The organism is Rouxiella badensis, assembly GCF_026967515.2.
Taxonomy (GTDB): domain Bacteria; phylum Pseudomonadota; class Gammaproteobacteria; order Enterobacterales; family Enterobacteriaceae; genus Rouxiella; species Rouxiella badensis.
Genome location: NZ_CP114062.1, coordinates 625,522 through 642,429 on the forward strand (window position 1 = coordinate 625,522; position 16,908 = coordinate 642,429).

The following is a 16,908-nucleotide window of genomic DNA, read 5'->3' on the forward strand; positions in this document are numbered from 1 at the left end:
AACGTTGATGAAAAGCGAATAATATTTGTGTCGAGCTCAAATATTTTTGATGAGTTGAGGCAGTTTTACTTAACCCAAAACTCTGACCGGTTGCCCGGCAATAAACGCCTGAATGTCCTCAACGGCCTCGTTAAAGTAAATTTTATAGTTGTCGTCGGAGACATAACCCAGATGCGGTGTCGCCAGCACGTTAGGCAGGTGACGATAAGGATGATTGTCCGGTAGCGGCTCCTGGCTAAACACGTCGAGCCCAGCCCCGGCTATCCGCTGGGTGTTTAGCGCGTCGAGCAACGCATCCTGATCCACCAATCCAGCACGCGAGGTATTAACAAGGAAAGCACTGCGCTTCATCGCCGCGAAATCTTCAGCGCCAAGGATCCCTCTGCTGCGATCGCTGAGCACCAGATGCAGAGAAACGAAATCGCTATTTTCCAGCAGTACCCGTTTCGATTCGGCTAATTCAACGTTGAACTCTGCTGCACGTTCGGCGGTAAGATTTTGGCTCCAGGCGATAACCTTCATGCCAAAAGCCTGTGCAATAACCGCCATTTTCTGCCCAATCTTGCCGAGGCCGATCAATCCCAATGTTTTGCCGTGCAGTCCGACGCCCAGCGTGCTTTGCCAGGGGCCGCTATTGCGTATTGAGCGGTTTTCGACGCTGACATGGCGCGCCAATCCAAGGATCAATGCCCAGGTGAGCTCCATGGGAGCCGTCGACCCGCTGCCGGTACCGCAAACCGTGACGCCTTGCGCCGTGGCGGCGGCCAAATCGATGGCAGCATTGCGCATGCCGGAGGTGACCAGCAGCTTTAAGTTTGGCAGCTTAGCCAACAGTTCTGCTGTAAAGGGCGTACGTTCACGCATGATCACGACAATATCTGCATCAAACAGCGCCTCGACCTGCTTTTCAATTCCGTGAAGGGGATTATGCAACGCCAGCGTTTCAACCTTGGGGCTGAGCGCTGACCAGTCGGCCTGAGATAACGCAACATTTTGGTAATCGTCAAGAATAACGCAGCGCAGGGTCATGATATTTTCTCTGAGATAGGGGGAGTGGATTTCCTAAAAGTTATAGCAGTACGGTGATAAGCTGGAAAGGCACAAGCCTGGCGAAAACTGTCAGATTGTATGACAATAAATGTTCGTCGTATTTACCCCCCCCCGATTTTACCGAAAAGTTAATATCAATCTATTTTCGCTGATTGCTGAAAATAATAAAGGGATATTGATTATTTTTTCGGCTTAATTATAAATTATTAATTTTTACTATCACTTTTTACGTTATTTATTTGTTAATTTTTAATGTTAATGAAATAACTTTCCTTGGCGTGAACTATTAAGCATTATGCTGCCGTGTGCATTTTTTTCTGACGCGCACTCTATTTTTTTGATTTAGGTAAAGTAAATAACATGGACTCGTTAATCTTTGGCTTATTAATGATTTACGGATTTTCGAGCCTCAGATTAAATTAATAATAAAAATTAAAAGGACTTTTAATTTATGAAAGTAATCTTTCCAAAACGTCGAGCGTTTTTAGTTTGGTCGCAAATCTCTTTGCAGGTTATGTTGCCCTTGGCATTAAGCCAACAGGCGAATGCTTCAACCGATCGCGCCCAGGCCAGGGCCGGCGTAATAGACTCGGGCAGCAAACTGGTACATGGCTATAGGTTGCAGTCGGGGGAAACCACGGCTTCACTGCTTAAAAATAATAAACTGCAAATTGATCAGGTATGGGATATTAATTCCTTTGCCTTTAATTCCCGTAATGCATTGCTTGCTGCTCCCGTCGGTACCCTGATTTATTTGCCGGGTCCGGCCACTGGCGCGGTGCCTGCATCCTCTGATAATACCGCTAACCTTGCCGCAAAACATCTTACGGCGGCAGGTAGTCAGTTTGACGGACGTAATCCAATCTCGGCAGACAAAGTGGCGACCGGTTATGCTTCGAGCCTGGCAAGTCAGGCTGCCGGGCAGCAGGCAGAAAGCTGGCTAAATAAGCTGGGCGGTTCTTCACGTATAACGCTTGGAACGGGGTTAGGTTCATCGACATCTGAAATAGCGGGCGATGTTCTTGTCCCGCTGTATGACAATAAAGCGGAGAATCTATTTTTTACCCAGTTGGGCCTGCGTCGCATTGACTCGCGCCAGACGCTCAACCTCGGGCTCGGTACGCGCTATTTTGCCGACGCCTGGATGTTGGGTTCCAACGTGTTTCTTGATAACGACATGACCGGCAAAAACCGCCGCTGGGGTATCGGTGCCGAGTGGTGGACCGACAACCTGCGTCTTTCTGCCAATGGCTATCTGCGACTCACCGAATGGCATCAGTCTCGCGACGGCACTGACCTCGAGGAGCGCCCTGCTAACGGCTGGGACATTGAGGCTCAGAGCTGGATCCCTGCCTATCCACAGATTGGCGGTAAGCTGAAATACGAACAATATTACGGTCAAAATGTGGCGTTAATTAATCACAGCGAGGTGCAGAGCGACCCCTCGGCGGTGAGTGCGTCAGTTAACTGGACCCCGATTCCGTTGGTCACCCTTGAAGGTGAACATCGCTCGATAACGAGTGGTAAGGCAGACAATATTGTCAGGCTGATGCTCAACTATGATTTCAGTCGTTCTCTGGCCGCAATGCTCGATCCGTCACAGGTAGCGGCTATGCGAAGCCTGCAGGGAGGCCGTTATGACCTCGTTTCACGTAATAATCGTATCGTGCTCGATTACCGTAAACAGACGCTGATTAAGCTGTCGATGGCGCGTTCCCTCGAAGGTAAAGCCGGTCAAGTCATACCTCTTGAGATAGAGGTTTCCTCAACGCACGGCTTTGAGAAGATGCGCATCGTTGCGGACGAACTGGTTAAGGCAGGAGGCACAATCATTAATCCGCTAGCGAAGGACGCCGCGGTTCAACTGCCTGCTTATAATAGTGCGACCAATAATACCTACCTGCTTACCGCAACCGCAATTGACACCCGTGGCGGCGAGTCCAACCCGATGCAGGCCAAGATAGTGGTTCATGAAGAGGCTGATATTGGCAATTCGTCAGCGGTTATGGCGGAATCGATATTGCCGGCAAACGGGACTTCTGCCACTAAAATCACGCTAATGCTGGCCGACAAAGACAAGAACCCGGTTAAAGGGGTGGCTGATAAACTTCAGCTGAAAATCAAATCCACTACCCGTGCGGGTGAGCTTGTGACTTTCACGAAGTTTACCGAGTCGTCAACAGCGGGAACTTATACGGCCGACGTTACGGCAGGTTCGACGGCTGGCGAGGTGGTGCTCGTTTCCTCACTGGGCGGCGCGACGTTATTTGAAACCCCGCTAACACTGCAGGCAGTCGTAGTCGAAGCTAACAACGTAGTGCAGCTTGATGCGAACGCAATAGGCACGCTAGTAGGCATGAACATTCAGCTGACCGCGACGGTTCACGATAAAAACGGCAAAGCAGTGGAAAATGCCACGGTCAGCTTCGGTGGTACGGGGCTTGATGGCGCTGGTGAAAAAACAACCGATGCCAATGGGCAGGCTGTTGCACAGATGACCAGTCAAACCGCAGGTAAGTTTACGGCAACCGCACAAGTTGGCTCTGGCACCGTATTGAGTAAGGAACTTCGTTTCACCGAGGCTGGAGCTGCGGTTGCAGTGGTCGATTTAACAACGGATTTAACCCTCGTGGAGGTAGAGCAACCCATTGTCGCTTCGGTAACGGTTAGGGATGCCAACGGCTCGCCTCTGAAAGATGAAGTTGTTGACTTTACAGGCAATGAGCTTGATATAACTGATGTCACGCGCACCGATATCGACGGTATAGCGACCGCCACTATCACCAGCCAGAAGGTGGGAGATTTTATATTGCGCGCAAAATCGGGAAACAAATCTTCTAAGAATAAAACGCTTACCTTCACTGCCGCTACTGTGGCAGAGGCTGCTTCAATCGAATTTACGTCTGACAAGGAAAATTACAAGGTAGGCGATAACATAACACTGACCGCTATAGTGAAAGACAAGACCGGTAAGGTGATTAAAAATAAGGAGGTAACTGTTAGGTATTCAATTCCTGTTATATCCCTCGATAAAAAAACGGTATTGACCAACTCTCAGGGCAGGGCGATATTTACAGGTCAGGTGATAATGTCAAGTTCCGCAGCTGTTCTTACCGCTACTGCTGGCAGAGTTGAAACATTATTGGGTATTAGTACTAGTGACTAGACCGTAATCATGAAAAAGCTGACCATCACTCACCGTGATTGATGGTGAAAGAGAGCGTTGATCAACAGCTAAATGATTATTCATACCCTCCGGAAGGAGGGTATTTTTTTTATTATATAATATTTCAATCTTTTAAACTAAATCCTTCCTCTGGCAACCTTTACCGGTCATCCTCAGGGGAATACCCTCTGCCTCTTCACGGTCGTTATTCCCTTCAAAAAATAACTCATTAATAACTTGCTGAAAGTAAATTATTAGTCTAGTGCATTGATTCCAATGTCATGTTTTATGGGGGTAAATACAAAGTTTTTCACATAATTTGGCTTTGTCAGTTAAAATCTTTACAACTATCATGCAAAGTTTTAGAGTGAATCGCCCTCGCGTTGAAAAACAAGAAAAAAAAGACGCCATGCATTCTTCCCACTATCAATCAAACAGGCAACAAATCCGGTGAAAATATGAAATATAGAGATAAAAGCATTGCTCTAGTCATACCATGTCATAATGAAGCTCAAACCATCGAGCAAGTCGTCACTGATTTTAAAAATGCCATGCCCGAGATTGCTATTTATGTCTTTGATAACTTATCGACAGATAAAACCAAAGAGGTGGCTCTTCAAGCGGGGGCAACGGTTATTTCTGTTAATGAAAAGGGTAAAGGAAACGTTGTAAGACGCATATTTGCCGACGTGAATGCCGATATTTACGTCATGGTTGACGGTGATGCCACCTATGAAGCGGCGGCAGTGCATAAGCTGGTTGATAAACTGATTGACGATCGTCTGGATATGGTTGTTGGCTGCCGCAAGGTCACTGCCGATATTGCCGATAAAGCTTATCGCCCTGGGCACCAGCTAGGTAATAAGGTTCTGACACAGAGCGTCACTAAAATCTTCGGCGGTAAATTTACCGACATGCTCTCCGGCTATCGCGCCTTTACCCGCCGTTACGCCAAATCCTTCCCGGCGCTTTCACAGGGCTTTGAAACCGAAACTGAACTTACCGTACATGCCCTTGAACTGCGCATGCCCTACGGTGAGGTGTCTACCGCCTACGGCGAGCGCCCTGAAGGTTCCGAGAGTAAGCTTTCGACCTATCGCGACGGTTTTAGAATACTTGGCACCATCGTCAGGCTGTTTATGCGCGAGAAGCCGCTTATCTTCTTCGGACTGATTGCAGCCTGCTTCTTTGTGGTTTCTATTCTGCTTTCTCTTCCCGTTTTCTACGTCTACATGCAGACAGGACTGGTACCAAGACTGCCTACCGCCTTGCTTTCTGCCATGCTGATGCTGGCCTCTTTCCTGTCGTTAGCCTGCGGCTTAATCCTTGATAACGTCACCATCGGAAGACAAGAGAGCAAGCGTCTGTTCTATTTATCCACCACTAATACCCATGAACCGCGATGAAAAGCACGATTTTAGAAATCTTTAAATTCGGGGTGATCGGCGGTATCGGGTTTCTCGTCGACGCCGGCGTGCTCTATTTGTTGAAGGACTCACTCGGTCTTTATTTTGCGCGGGTGATTTCTTTCATCTGTGCAGTGATTGCTACGTGGTTACTGAATAGAAGCATTACCTTCGCGAAATCAAAGGTCACCCACAGGAGAAGCAAAGAGTTTGCTCTCTATTTTCTGGTGATGCTGGTGGGGGGCTGTATCAATATTGGCTGTTATGTGCTGATGGTGAACTCGAGCATTCTTGTGCGCGAGTATCCTATTCTGGGCGTCGCTGTAGGAAGTTTGGCCGGGATGATTACCAACTTCACTTTTTCGAAAAAACTGATTTATAAGAAACAGCACTCTTAAGGTAAAGGATTGATAAATGAAGAGAGAAAGTAAGCTACTTATTTTTCCACTCGCGCTGCTGATTATATATTCATCATTTTTTTTGGTATTTAACAAAAAGCCGCCGCTGACCTCACCGGATGAGGTAAATCACTTCTCGCGCAGCGCCGCGCTGGCAAATGGATATTTCACTTTAGTCGGACAGCCTAATTCGGGCGGCGAGATAGATAATGCCATCATCGAGGCTGGTGCGGCTGAGAAAGCCATCGAAAACTCGTTTAATCCGCAAGACTTTTCAAACTACGTCAATAAGCTTCAGGATCTGACCTTTACGGGCAGCAACGCGTTTTATGCAATGCCTAACGTTGCCTATTATTTCCCCGCGGTTTATACGCCGCAGGCGGTGACGATAGCAATTGCAGAAAAGGCCGGACTGACGTTTTATCAGACCTATTTCTTTGCCTCGACGGTGACCTTTACGGTTTCGTTGTTGATTATACTGTTGGCCTGGAGAATCTACCCAATACCGCCTTTGGCATTGGCAACGCTTATTTTGCCGATGTCGCTGTATCAACTTTTCTCGCCGACGATAGACGGACTTAGCATTAGCTTCGCTATCCTGGCGATGTCGATTTTCATGAATCTGGTGAAAAATCCTGTCTCGGAAAAATACAACTCGCTCGTGACGTTAATGAGCATTTTTATATTCTTCCTGGCGGGATCGCGCGCTAACCTGCTGCCATTTGTGCTGTTGCCGCTCTGGCTTTTCGGCCTCAACAAACGAAAAATCAATCTGGTCTGGTTTGTGGTTACCACGGTTGCGGTGTTGGGCTGGACGGTGTTTGCCTTAAAGACCACGCACAATACGGTGGTCACGCTGCATCCCGGCGTCGAGGCCACGGACGTTATCAAGTACTACATTTCTCATCCGCTGGAAGTGATTAAGGTATTAGTCCATACGCTGACCGATGCGAAGCTGGTCGCCACCTATTTCATCACCTTTATTGGTTTACTGGGGGTGCTGGACTCGACCATCAGAATTGAATTCACGGTTATTTTCGCCGTTTTCATTATTTTCATGATTCTGAAAACCTTCGTGAAGGACAGAGTGGTCAGCGAGAAATGGACGGCGTGGTTTATTATCCTGATCACCATCGCCGCCGTGTTCCTAATTTTCCTCGCACTGCTGGCACAGTGGTCACCGTTCCCGGCGGTTGAAGTTGCAGGCGTGCAGGGGCGTTACTTCCTTATCCCACTGGCGATGCTGGCCTACGCATTCAAATTTAACTATTCGAACCCTAAGGCCTATTTCTGGCCATTGGCGATTGCCTTTGTTCTTTCCGTTGCGGCGATTTATGTCTCAATGGCGGACAGATACGCGAGCAATATCACCGAGAGCAGCCGGATTATTTATCATTCGCAAAACCGCTATTTCCTTTGGTAAGGCGGGGGGGATAAACAGCTCGCGGTAAAAGCTGAGTTGATGTGACGGTTAATAAAAGGCATGAGACCCTTCCGGGCTCATGCCTTTATCATTTAGGCTTTGGGGAATATCCAGACATCGTTAGCCGGCAGGGTCAGGCGACAAAGCGCGGCTTCTCGGGTATCCGAACCATAGGCTCGAATGACAAAATCGTCGGCCTGGGTACGGAACAGATATTCCCAACGATCGCCAAGATACATGCTGGTCAGGAGAGCGAGCTCGAGCTGATTATCCTGCTGCTGGTCGGTTATTCGCACTCGCTCGACGCGGATAACCGCGGTTCCTTCCGCTCCCGCCTGGAGGCTCTGCGCCGCTTTACCCCATAATGTCCAGTCTTTGCCTTCAATCCTGGCCATGCCGTCGCGGATCTCGGTGACTTTACCGTGCAGCCGATTATTGCTGCCCATAAACTCGGCGGTAAACAGGGTAGCGGGGGAGCCATACATCTCCTGAGGCGTGCCCTCTTGCTCTATCTTGCCGTTGTTGAGCAGCAAAATGCGGTCGGAGATGGCCATCGCCTCATTCTGATCGTGCGTCACCATCAGCGCCGACAGGCCGAGTTTAATAATCAGTTCGCGCAGAAATACCCTGGCCTCCTCGCGTAGTTTGGCATCGAGATTCGACAGCGGTTCATCGAGCAGAATAACCGGCGGGTTATAGACCAGCGCGCGACCAATCGCTACCCGCTGTTGCTGCCCACCGGAAAGCTGATGCGGATGCCGATTGCCAAGATGACCGAGCCCAAGCTGGTCAAGCACCGCCTGCACCCGCTGTTTACACTCCGCCGACGCCGTATTGCGCAGTTTCAGCGGATAAGCAACATTCTCGAACACCGTCTTGTGCGGCCACAGCGCGTAGGACTGAAATACCAGACCGAGATTGCGCTCCTCGGCCGGGATTTCGCTACGCGGCGTCCCGGCATAAACGGTATTCTGGCCAATGACTATTTTCCCCTGAGTCGGCTTTTCAAGTCCGGCGACGGCCCGCAGCAGCGTTGTTTTTCCGCTGCCGGAAGGGCCCAACAGGGAGACCACCTCACCGCGACGCAGCGTCATTGACACGCCTTTCAACACCGGATTGTCGCCATAGGTTAAATGCAGATCTTCGACCGTCAGTTCAATCATGTAATTTAACTCCAAATCGCAGGGCAATCCCCAAACCGAGCACCACCAGCAGAATATTGATAAAAGACAGCGCGGCAACAATATCGATTGCCCCCGCCGCCCACAGCGATACCAGCATCGAACCGATAGTCTCGGTACCCGGCGAAAGCAGGTAAACACCGGTGGAATATTCGCGTTCGAAAATCAGGAACATCAGTAGCCAGGAACCGATCAACCCATAGCGTGAAAGGGGGATAGTCACGTGGCGGGTTATCTGTCCGCGCGTCGCGCCCGTGCTGCGTGCGGCCTCTTCCAGCTCCGGCGCAACCTGTAGCAGGGTGGAGGAGATTAACCGCAGTCCGTAGGCCATCCATACCACCGTGTAGGCTAACCACACGCTGAAGATGGTGCTGCGCAGTTGCCGCAGCCAGACAATGAAATGCTCGCGCAACCCATCGGCGAACGGCAAAACCGACAGCCAGCCGTCTTTAAGCGACCTGTCCAGCCACATCGGCAGGAACAGGAAGACCCACAGAAACGCTAACCCCGCCAGCAGCCCCGGCACCGCCCGTGGGACTAGCACGCTGTAGTCAAGAAAGCGGGTCGCCCCGTCCGGTTTACGGTGCATCGCAATTCCGATAAACAGATAACACACCACCGCCAGCGCGCCGCCGATAACGCCGATGGCCATCGAGTTGACAATCGCCCGCAGCAGGTTGGGCTGCTGCCAGATAGTGCGGAAGGTGTTGAGTGACATCTCGTCCCAAATCGACACGCCGACGCCCCAGTTGGAAATAAACGCGCGCAGCACCACGCCGACCAAAGGAACGCCGATGGTGATAGTGAGCCAGAAAACGACCACCGCGCCTGCGACCCAGCGCCATTTTCCCAGCGGCAGGGCGCGTGCCTGCGAGGCTTTGCCTTTCATGGTCACAAAGCGGTTAGCGGTGCGCATCAGGCGGCGTTGCAGCATCACCAGGGGAATCGTGATGCCAATAAGCACCACCGCGACGGCGGCCATCAGATGATACGAAGGCGTGCCCAGCTTATTGGTGAGCTGATACAGGTAGGTTGCCAGCACCAGATTACCCTCGGGGTCTCCCAGGACCAGCATCAGCCCAAAGACCTCCAGCCCGAGGAAAAATAGCAGCACGCAGGCGTAGAGAATTGACGGACGTACCATCGGCAGGCTTACAGCAGTCATGACCTGGAGCGGGGAAGCACCGGCGATCCGCGCTGCCTCCTCGACGTCAGACCCGACGCTGCGCAGCGCCGAGGAAATATAGAGGTAGGCGTGAGGAACGTGGGTGAGTCCGGCAATCACCACGATGCTCGACATCGCATAGATATTCCACGGTACGAAGCCAAACAGCGACTCGGCCCACAGCGAGAAGAATCCGACCGGGCCTGCCGCTACCACATACCCGAATCCCAGCACCATCGGTGAAACAAAGATAGGCACCAGAATCAGCGGCTCGATAAATCGTCGGCCCGGTAGGTCGGTTCTGACCATCAAAAACGCCAGGATCCCGCCGAGCGGGATGGCGATAACCACCAGGCCGAAGGCCAGAATAAATCCGCTTTTCAGCGCCTTGTAAAAATCGGGATCGGTAAAAATAAATTCGAACGATTCCAGGCTGAAGACTTTGGAGGGGGAGAAGAACGGTGCCGAGAGGAAACTCTGAATCACGATAAACGACAGCGGCACATAGATAACCAACGCGGTTATGACCACGACGACGCTGCGGGGCAGGCTCTGCCACTTCCGAAGATAACTACGCATGCAGGAGTCCCTATCATTTTTATAAGTCAGCGAGTTAAGGCTCTCTCCTGCTTGAGAAGAAAGCCTGGGTCATCGGTGTAAACGCCCTTATTTTGCCGCGGCTTCACGCCACTGTTTGATGTAGTCCAGACGTTTTTTCTGTTGCAGATATTCGAGCAGCGATTCATCGACGGGGATGGGTTTCAGGGCATTGCCCAGCATTTTGGTCATGCCATCGATGTCGTTTTTACCGTCGATATCGTGGCGAATGGACGGGATATCGGCCTGATTTGCCAAAATGTTCTGACCTTTCTCGGACAGCACGTAGTCGAGCCACAGTTTCGCCGCGTTGGCGTTGGCCGTGTCTTTGGTGATGAAACTCACCCTTGAGAGCACCAGGGTATAGTCTTTGGGATAGGCGATGCCGAGCGTAGGATCCGTTTTGGCGCGTGCTTCGGCGTAAGAGCCGAGGATGTTAAAGCCAATCAGGTTTTCACCCGATGAGACCCTTTCCATCATAGTGCCGGTAGAGGACTGGACCGTCAGACCGCCTTTGGCAATGTCCGCCAGGCGTTTGAAATAGTCAGCGTCGGCCTTGAAGTCCTGCACCGAAAGCATAAAGCCCAGCCCCGATTTTTCGATGTCATAGGTGGTGACTTTCTTCTTGAATTTGTCGGGCTGGCCTGCAATCAGCTTCGCCAATGCAGCATGGGAATCGGGTACATCACCCGCTGGGATCAGCCGCTTGTTATAGATAAACACCACCGGTTCGTAGGTGGTGCCGTAGGCCTTATTCTTCCAGACCGCCCACTTTGGAAGCTGGCTTTGTTCCGGCGAAGCATATTCTGCAGCGTAGTCGGTGGCCAGCTTCAGCGCGGTGTCCATTGAGGAGCTCCACACCACGTCTCCGCTGGTGCCGCCCGCAGCCTGCTCGCTGATGTAGCGGTTATAGAGTTCGGTGCTGTTCATGTCGTTGTATTCGACTTTTACCCCCGGATAGGCGGCCTCAAAGCCTTGTATCAACGGCCCGGCCGCTTTGGTATCGGTGGTCGAATAGACCACCACTTTTCCCTCTTTCTTTGCTCCCTCTACCGTTTTCTGATAATCCGCAGGATAACCCTGCGGCAGGTCGGCCAAGGCCTGAGTTGAAACGATAACTAACAGCGCCACCAGAGATATTTTGAATTTAATTAACATAAGTTTTAACCCTTGGTTACATATCGGAAACATAAAGTTAAACTTATAGGGGATGTGCAGTAGGGCGCAACGATGTTGATTCTTTATCTTCTCGTTTTGTGAGGCTGGGCGATTTTCGTCTGTTTCAATCAGACCAGATATTGCCTGAACCATTTAATCGTGCGGTCCCAGGCCAGATCGGCGGCGGTTTTGTCGTAGCGCGGCGTTGAATCATTGTGGAAACCGTGGTTCGCACCTTTATAAACGTAGCCTTTATAGGTTTTTCCCGCCGCCTTTAGCGCGGCCTCGTAGGCAGGCCATCCGTCGGTGATGCCTTTATCCCGTTCGGCGTAGTGCAGCAATAAAGGCGCATTGATGCGCGGAACGTCTTCGGCTTTGGGCTGCCGACCGTAGAAAGGCACTGCCGCGGCAAGCTCAGGAAAGGCCACTGCGGCCGCGTTCGCGACGCCGCCACCATAGCAAAAACCGGTAATACCGACTTTGCCGTTAGTCTGCTGGTGGTGCATCATAAAATCGACCGCGGCAAAGAAGTCGTTCATCAGCTTGGTGGGATCCACTGTCTGCTGAAGTTCTTTGCCTTTCTCGTCATTGCCCGGATAACCCCCAACCGACGTCAGCCCATCGGGGGCCAGCGCAATAAATCCGGCCTTCGCTACGCGCCGCGCCACGTCTTCAATGTAGGGATTCAATCCGCGGTTTTCATGCACCACCACCACGGCGGGTGTCTTACCGGTCGCCCCGGCGGGTTTAACCTGATAGGCCCGCACCTCGCCATTGCCCTGCGGCGATGAGTAGTGGATGTATTCCGGCACAATTGCCGGATCGGTGAATTCGACCTGCTGCGCCAGCGCATAGTCAGGGCTCATGGCGCTGAGCAACGTCATACCGGCCATGCCACCCATAGTGTATTTGGCCGCCATTGACAGAAATTCGCGTTTAGTGATTTTACCGTGGGCGTAGTAGTCATAGAGTTCAAGCAGTTCAGGGGGGAAATCTTTGGCGGTCAGACGTGTCATGGCAACTCCCGATGTTAAGAGGCAAGGATTAGCGCGCTGCTAAAAATATAGCCGCTGTATCAAAATTAGCCTCAGGCCGGTCGGGGAAGACTTAGTTCACTTTGCCTGCGGGGTGCGGTTGCCGGAAGAGAGTCAATGAGTAGAGGGGGTAAAAGAGCGGGGAGTAACAAGACCCTCGTCATTGGCGCTGACTTGCCGGTGACGAGGGACGTCGGACTTACTTGAAGGTGATACGCACCACTTCGTCAGGCGAGGTGGCTTCTTGCTGACGGGTAGACTGCTGTTTCACGCTGACGTAAAGCGTCTGACCGTCGGCTGATACGGCCAGGCTCTGCGGATGCGTTGGGACATCCAGCGTTTCAAGCACTTTATAGCTGTCGGCATCGATGATGCTGACCTTACCAGCGTCACGGTGGGTCACATAAACTTCATTACGCGCCGGGTTAAACAGCACGGCCAGCGAGGCTGGAACGGCAATCTTTTGCAGCACTTTGCCGTTCTCGGTGTCCAATACCAGCAGGCTGGCCTCTTTGGAATCAGTCACAAAGGCGCGATGCCTGGCGGTATCCAGGCTGATATTCAGGTAGAAATGCTCACCCGGATTATCGATTTTAACGCGCGACAGGATCTTGTCTGTTTTAGTATCGATGGTCAGGAATTCGTTATCACCGTTGGTGATGTAAAGGCGAGAGGCCTTGGCATCAATCGCCAGACCGGTCGCCATCTTACCCACGCCTTCAATGGTGTGGCGCAGCGTCAGGTTTGCGCCATCTACCACCCAAATCACACTCTCTTTGCCCAGACCGGCGACGTAAAGCGTATTGGTGGCTTCATCCACGGCCAGCTCGCGTGGCGCTAAGGGACGCTCTTTCTCGGTGCGCGGGCGGCTGTCCAACACCCGCTCTTTCAGCACTTTATTGGTTTTAGCGTCTACCGAGGTAATCGCGCTGCTGGTGGTATTGCCCAGGAATACGGTATCGGTCTTATTGTTAAAAGCCACGCCAAACGGCTTGAGATTAGTCATGATTGACTGGCTCACGGCAAGGCTGGTTGGGTCCAGACGATAAAGCACGCCGTTCTTTTCCTGACGTCCCTGTGAAGAGGCAACAAACAGCGCTTTCTGATCTGCGCTGTAAGCCAGCTCGTACACGCCTTTGCCGACCGCTTTTCTCTCCATCGACACGTGGGTGTCGGCGAACAGAGAAGAAGAGAACAGTACTGAGGTCAGCAGCAGCGCTGAGGTCATTGCAGATTTCGCCGGTGTAAAACGAGATGACATCATTTTCTCCATAAATTAATCATTGTCCCTTTCCTGCCGCGAGCCTCGCAGTGGGCGCATCGCGCTGTCCTGGTTATCTTTTAAAGAAAGAGAGGGAGGTTTTTTCGCGGGTAATAATTATCATTATCTGCTGCAAATGAAAAGCATTATCATTAATTTGTGGCGATATGTTACGGAGTTTGCCGCCTGATGCGGAGAATTTAACACTCCGATTTTTCAGGTTTTTTAACGATTTCTGGCCATCTTCTTTACTGCATTTAAAGGGCCGCAGCTGCGCTATTCTTTATATGCAAAAAGGATATAGATATCTAATTAAATAAATTATAAAGCTATATGCCCGTGAGTATACTTCCCCCATTCCGGCACAAAAAACCAACCGGATCCTCTCATTTATAAGGGTAGCTCATGCGCAAATTGCTCAATAAAACCAAAACTAACGTTAATGGCGCTTTCCTGCTGGCCGCCGTAGCCGCGACCATGTTGACCGGTGGTGTTCTGGCACCTCTTTCGGTAGCGCACGCGGCGGATAAGTCTTCCATTAAGGTCGGCATTATGAGCGGCGAAGATGAAGACGTATGGCGTGAAGTCGTCAAGCAGGCAGCGGCCAAGGGGCTGACAGTTAAAACTGTCGTATTTAACGACTACAACCAGCCCAACGAAGCATTGCAGGAAGGAGAGGTGGATGCCAATGCCTTCCAGCATCAGCCTTTCCTGAACAACCAAATCAAAGTGAATCACTACGATATCGTGCGCGTGGGTGACACGGCGGTATGGCCGATTGGCCTCTATTCAAAGAAAGTGAAATTAGTGAAGGACTTTAAAGACGGCGCGGTGATAGGGGTGCCAAATGACCCTTCTAACGAGGCGCGTGCGCTGGTGCTGCTACAGGAGCAGGGGCTGCTTAAGCTCAAGCCGGGCGCAGGGATTGCCGCGACCACCGCCGACATTGTCGCCAATCCGAAGCATCTTAAAATCAAGGAGCTGGACTCCGGCGTTATTGGTCGTTCTGTGCCAGACCTCGACGCTGCCGTCGTCAACACCGACTGGGCGCTGAAAAGTGGGTTGACTCCCGAGGACCGCATCGCGCAGGAACCGATTAAAAATAACCCTTACACCAACTTTATTGCCGTAAAGAAAGAGAACGTCAACGCAACGTGGGTCAAGACGTTGGTGAGTTCTTATCAAAACGAACCGGTGAAAACGGTGTTTAACGAGGTTTATAAAGGGACAGGCGTAACAACCTGGTAAGGAATTGAAAGTATGACAGCAATCTCTGAGACCGAGGCACATTTTACCGCCAATACGCCGGACGGGAAACACGCCAAAGCGTCGGCGGTGAGTACTTCCTCGCAGACGGCACGCAACCCTTTCGCCGAAGATGTTGAAGACGTGGTGCGTCTGCATCGCGTTAATCGCCGATTCGGCAATACGCAGGCACTCAAGGATGTGTCATTAACCGTTAAACGTGGGGAGATCCTCGGGATCATCGGTCGCAGCGGGGCGGGCAAGTCGACCCTGATCCGCTGTCTTAACGGACTGGAGCAGCCCGACGACGGTACGATCGAAATCGAAGGCCATGCGATAACCGGCCTGAGTGAGAAACAGCTGCAATCGGTGCGAAGCCGCGTGGGCATGGTGTTTCAGCACTTTAATCTGCTGTCGGCCAAGACCGTCGAGCAAAACGTGGCGCTGCCGCTGAAGATTGCGGGTTACGACAAGGCCAAACGCCGTGAACGTGTGGCGGAACTGTTGGCGTTGGTGGGGCTGGAGGATAAAGCCAGGCAGTATCCGGCCGGACTTTCTGGTGGGCAAAAGCAGCGTGTGGGGATTGCCCGCGCGCTGGCCGCCAATCCGGCCCTCCTGCTTTGCGATGAGGCGACCTCTGCGCTGGATCCAGAAACCACGCGTTCGATTCTTGCGCTGCTGCAATCGTTGAATCAGAAACTCGGTATCACCGTGCTGCTGATTACCCACGAGATGGAGGTTATCAAGAAGGTTGCGCATCGGGTGGCGGTAATCAACGCCGGGGAGATAATCGAGCAGGGGCCGGTGTGGCAGGTGTTTGCGCATCCCAAGACTGCGCTAACGCGTACCTTGCTCAGCGGACTGCTGCCGCAGCTGCCCGAGGCGCTCAGCGAACGCTTGACGCAGACGCGGCAGGGCGAGGCGATTTACAGCGTGCACTATGCAGGACAGGACCGACAGGGCGAAATTCTTACCCTGATGTCCTCCGAGCTGGCGGGGCAGTTCCGCCTGATTCAGGGCGGCGTCGAGCACATTCAGCATTACGCCGTCGTCCGTTTCTTCTTCTCGGTACCGGTTGCCAATACCGACGCCGAACAGACAATTTTACACTGGCTGCAGCAGCACCAGGCACAAGTGGAGCTCGTTGGCTATGTCACCCGTGATGCTTGATTTACTGATCAACGCGATTGAAGACACGCTGTTGATGACCGCCATTTCTGGCCTTATCTCTCTGGTCGCCGGTCTGCCGCTGGGCCTGATTCTGGTGATGACCAGCCCCGGCGGCATCGCCGAGAATCGCTGGGTCAACCGTTCGCTGGGCCTGGTGATTAACGGTTTTCGTTCACTGCCGTTTATCATCCTGCTGGTGGCGCTTATTCCCGTGACCCGTTTTCTGATTGGCACCTCGCTCGGCGTATGGGCTGCGATGGTGCCGCTCTCGGTCACCGCAACGCCGTATTTTGCCCGCGTGGCAGAGGTTTCGCTACGTGACGTCGATCGCGGGCTGATCGATGCAGTGCGCGCGATGGGCGCCAGCAAGCTGCGCATCGTCTGGGACGTGCTGATTCCCGAGGCGCTGCCGGGCATTCTCTCCGGTTTCGTGGTTACGCTGGTGGCGCTGATTGGTGCGTCGGCGATGGCCGGGGCTATTGGTGCCGGTGGTCTGGGCGACCTCGCCATTCGCTATGGGTATCAACGGTTTGAAACCACCGTCATGGTTGAGGTGATTGTGGTGCTCATCGTGATGGTCTGCGGTATTCAGTGGCTCGGTGACCGTATTGTCGCTAAGGTTGATAAACGCCACTAGAGCCTGAGCGTTGCTTG

At 52.1% G+C, this 16,908-nt stretch carries 13 protein-coding genes; 7 read left to right on the top strand and 6 right to left on the bottom strand.

Annotated features, from left to right (window positions below):
- Positions 1-69: 69 nt before the first annotated feature.
- Positions 70-1,029, bottom strand: coding sequence for a D-2-hydroxyacid dehydrogenase family protein (locus O1V65_RS03110; RefSeq protein ID WP_017494303.1), 960 nt, complete (start codon positions 1,027-1,029; stop codon positions 70-72).
- Between the two features lie 472 nt (positions 1,030-1,501).
- Between O1V65_RS03110 and O1V65_RS03115 the strand changes: the two genes are divergently transcribed.
- The 4 genes from O1V65_RS03115 to O1V65_RS03130 all read left to right on the top strand — a co-directional run bounded on the left by O1V65_RS03115 (position 1,502) and on the right by O1V65_RS03130 (position 7,443).
- Entirely contained in the window at positions 1,502-4,216 is a 2,715-nt protein-coding gene (locus O1V65_RS03115; RefSeq protein WP_269130152.1) for an inverse autotransporter beta domain-containing protein, read from the top strand.
- Between the two features lie 458 nt (positions 4,217-4,674).
- On the top strand, positions 4,675-5,622 hold the full coding sequence (locus tag O1V65_RS03120) for a glycosyltransferase (RefSeq protein ID WP_026110628.1): 948 nt from the start codon (positions 4,675-4,677) through the stop codon (positions 5,620-5,622).
- The gene (locus tag O1V65_RS03125; protein ID WP_017492579.1) at positions 5,619-6,020 is read left to right on the top strand and encodes a GtrA family protein; all 402 of its coding nucleotides are present in this window, start codon (positions 5,619-5,621) and stop codon (positions 6,018-6,020) included. Before O1V65_RS03120 ends, O1V65_RS03125 begins: the two co-directional genes overlap by 4 nt.
- A gap of 16 nt (positions 6,021-6,036) precedes the next feature.
- A complete protein-coding gene (locus tag O1V65_RS03130; protein ID WP_084912278.1) occupies positions 6,037-7,443 on the top strand; it encodes a DUF2142 domain-containing protein in 1,407 nt (468 codons plus the stop codon).
- A gap of 92 nt (positions 7,444-7,535) precedes the next feature.
- On the opposite strand, the gene O1V65_RS03135 is transcribed toward O1V65_RS03130, so the two are convergent.
- The 5 genes from O1V65_RS03135 to yncE form a co-directional block, all read right to left on the bottom strand.
- The gene (locus O1V65_RS03135; protein WP_017492581.1) at positions 7,536-8,606 is read right to left on the bottom strand and encodes an ABC transporter ATP-binding protein; all 1,071 of its coding nucleotides are present in this window, start codon (positions 8,604-8,606) and stop codon (positions 7,536-7,538) included.
- Positions 8,599-10,368: an ABC transporter permease gene (locus O1V65_RS03140; protein ID WP_017492582.1), complete on the bottom strand. Its 1,770-nt coding sequence runs from the start codon at positions 10,366-10,368 to the stop codon at positions 8,599-8,601. The genes O1V65_RS03135 and O1V65_RS03140 overlap by 8 nt, the downstream gene beginning before the upstream one ends.
- A gap of 87 nt (positions 10,369-10,455) precedes the next feature.
- A complete protein-coding gene (locus O1V65_RS03145) occupies positions 10,456-11,544 on the bottom strand; it encodes an ABC transporter substrate-binding protein (protein ID WP_017492583.1) in 1,089 nt (362 codons plus the stop codon).
- Positions 11,545-11,672: 128 nt separating this feature from the next.
- The gene (gene yghX, locus O1V65_RS03150; RefSeq protein ID WP_227977963.1) at positions 11,673-12,560 is read right to left on the bottom strand and encodes a YghX family hydrolase; all 888 of its coding nucleotides are present in this window, start codon (positions 12,558-12,560) and stop codon (positions 11,673-11,675) included.
- A gap of 217 nt (positions 12,561-12,777) precedes the next feature.
- Positions 12,778-13,839 (bottom strand): 7-bladed beta-propeller protein YncE, encoded by a 1,062-nt coding sequence (gene yncE, locus O1V65_RS03155; RefSeq protein ID WP_026110629.1) that lies wholly within the window; start codon positions 13,837-13,839, stop codon positions 12,778-12,780.
- 405 nt (positions 13,840-14,244) lie between these two features.
- Here yncE and O1V65_RS03160 point away from each other — a divergent pair, with 405 nt between their 5' ends.
- The 3 genes from O1V65_RS03160 to O1V65_RS03170 are packed head-to-tail and all read left to right on the top strand — an operon-like array spanning position 14,245 to position 16,891.
- Positions 14,245-15,087, top strand: a complete 843-nt coding sequence (locus tag O1V65_RS03160) for a MetQ/NlpA family ABC transporter substrate-binding protein (protein WP_017492586.1) — start codon at positions 14,245-14,247, stop codon at positions 15,085-15,087.
- A 12-nt stretch (positions 15,088-15,099) separates the two neighbouring features.
- Positions 15,100-16,254, top strand: a complete 1,155-nt coding sequence (locus O1V65_RS03165) for a methionine ABC transporter ATP-binding protein (protein ID WP_084912277.1) — start codon at positions 15,100-15,102, stop codon at positions 16,252-16,254.
- On the top strand, positions 16,235-16,891 hold the full coding sequence (locus O1V65_RS03170; protein ID WP_084912276.1) for a methionine ABC transporter permease: 657 nt from the start codon (positions 16,235-16,237) through the stop codon (positions 16,889-16,891). The genes O1V65_RS03165 and O1V65_RS03170 overlap by 20 nt, the downstream gene beginning before the upstream one ends.
- The last annotated feature ends 17 nt before the right edge of the window (positions 16,892-16,908 follow it).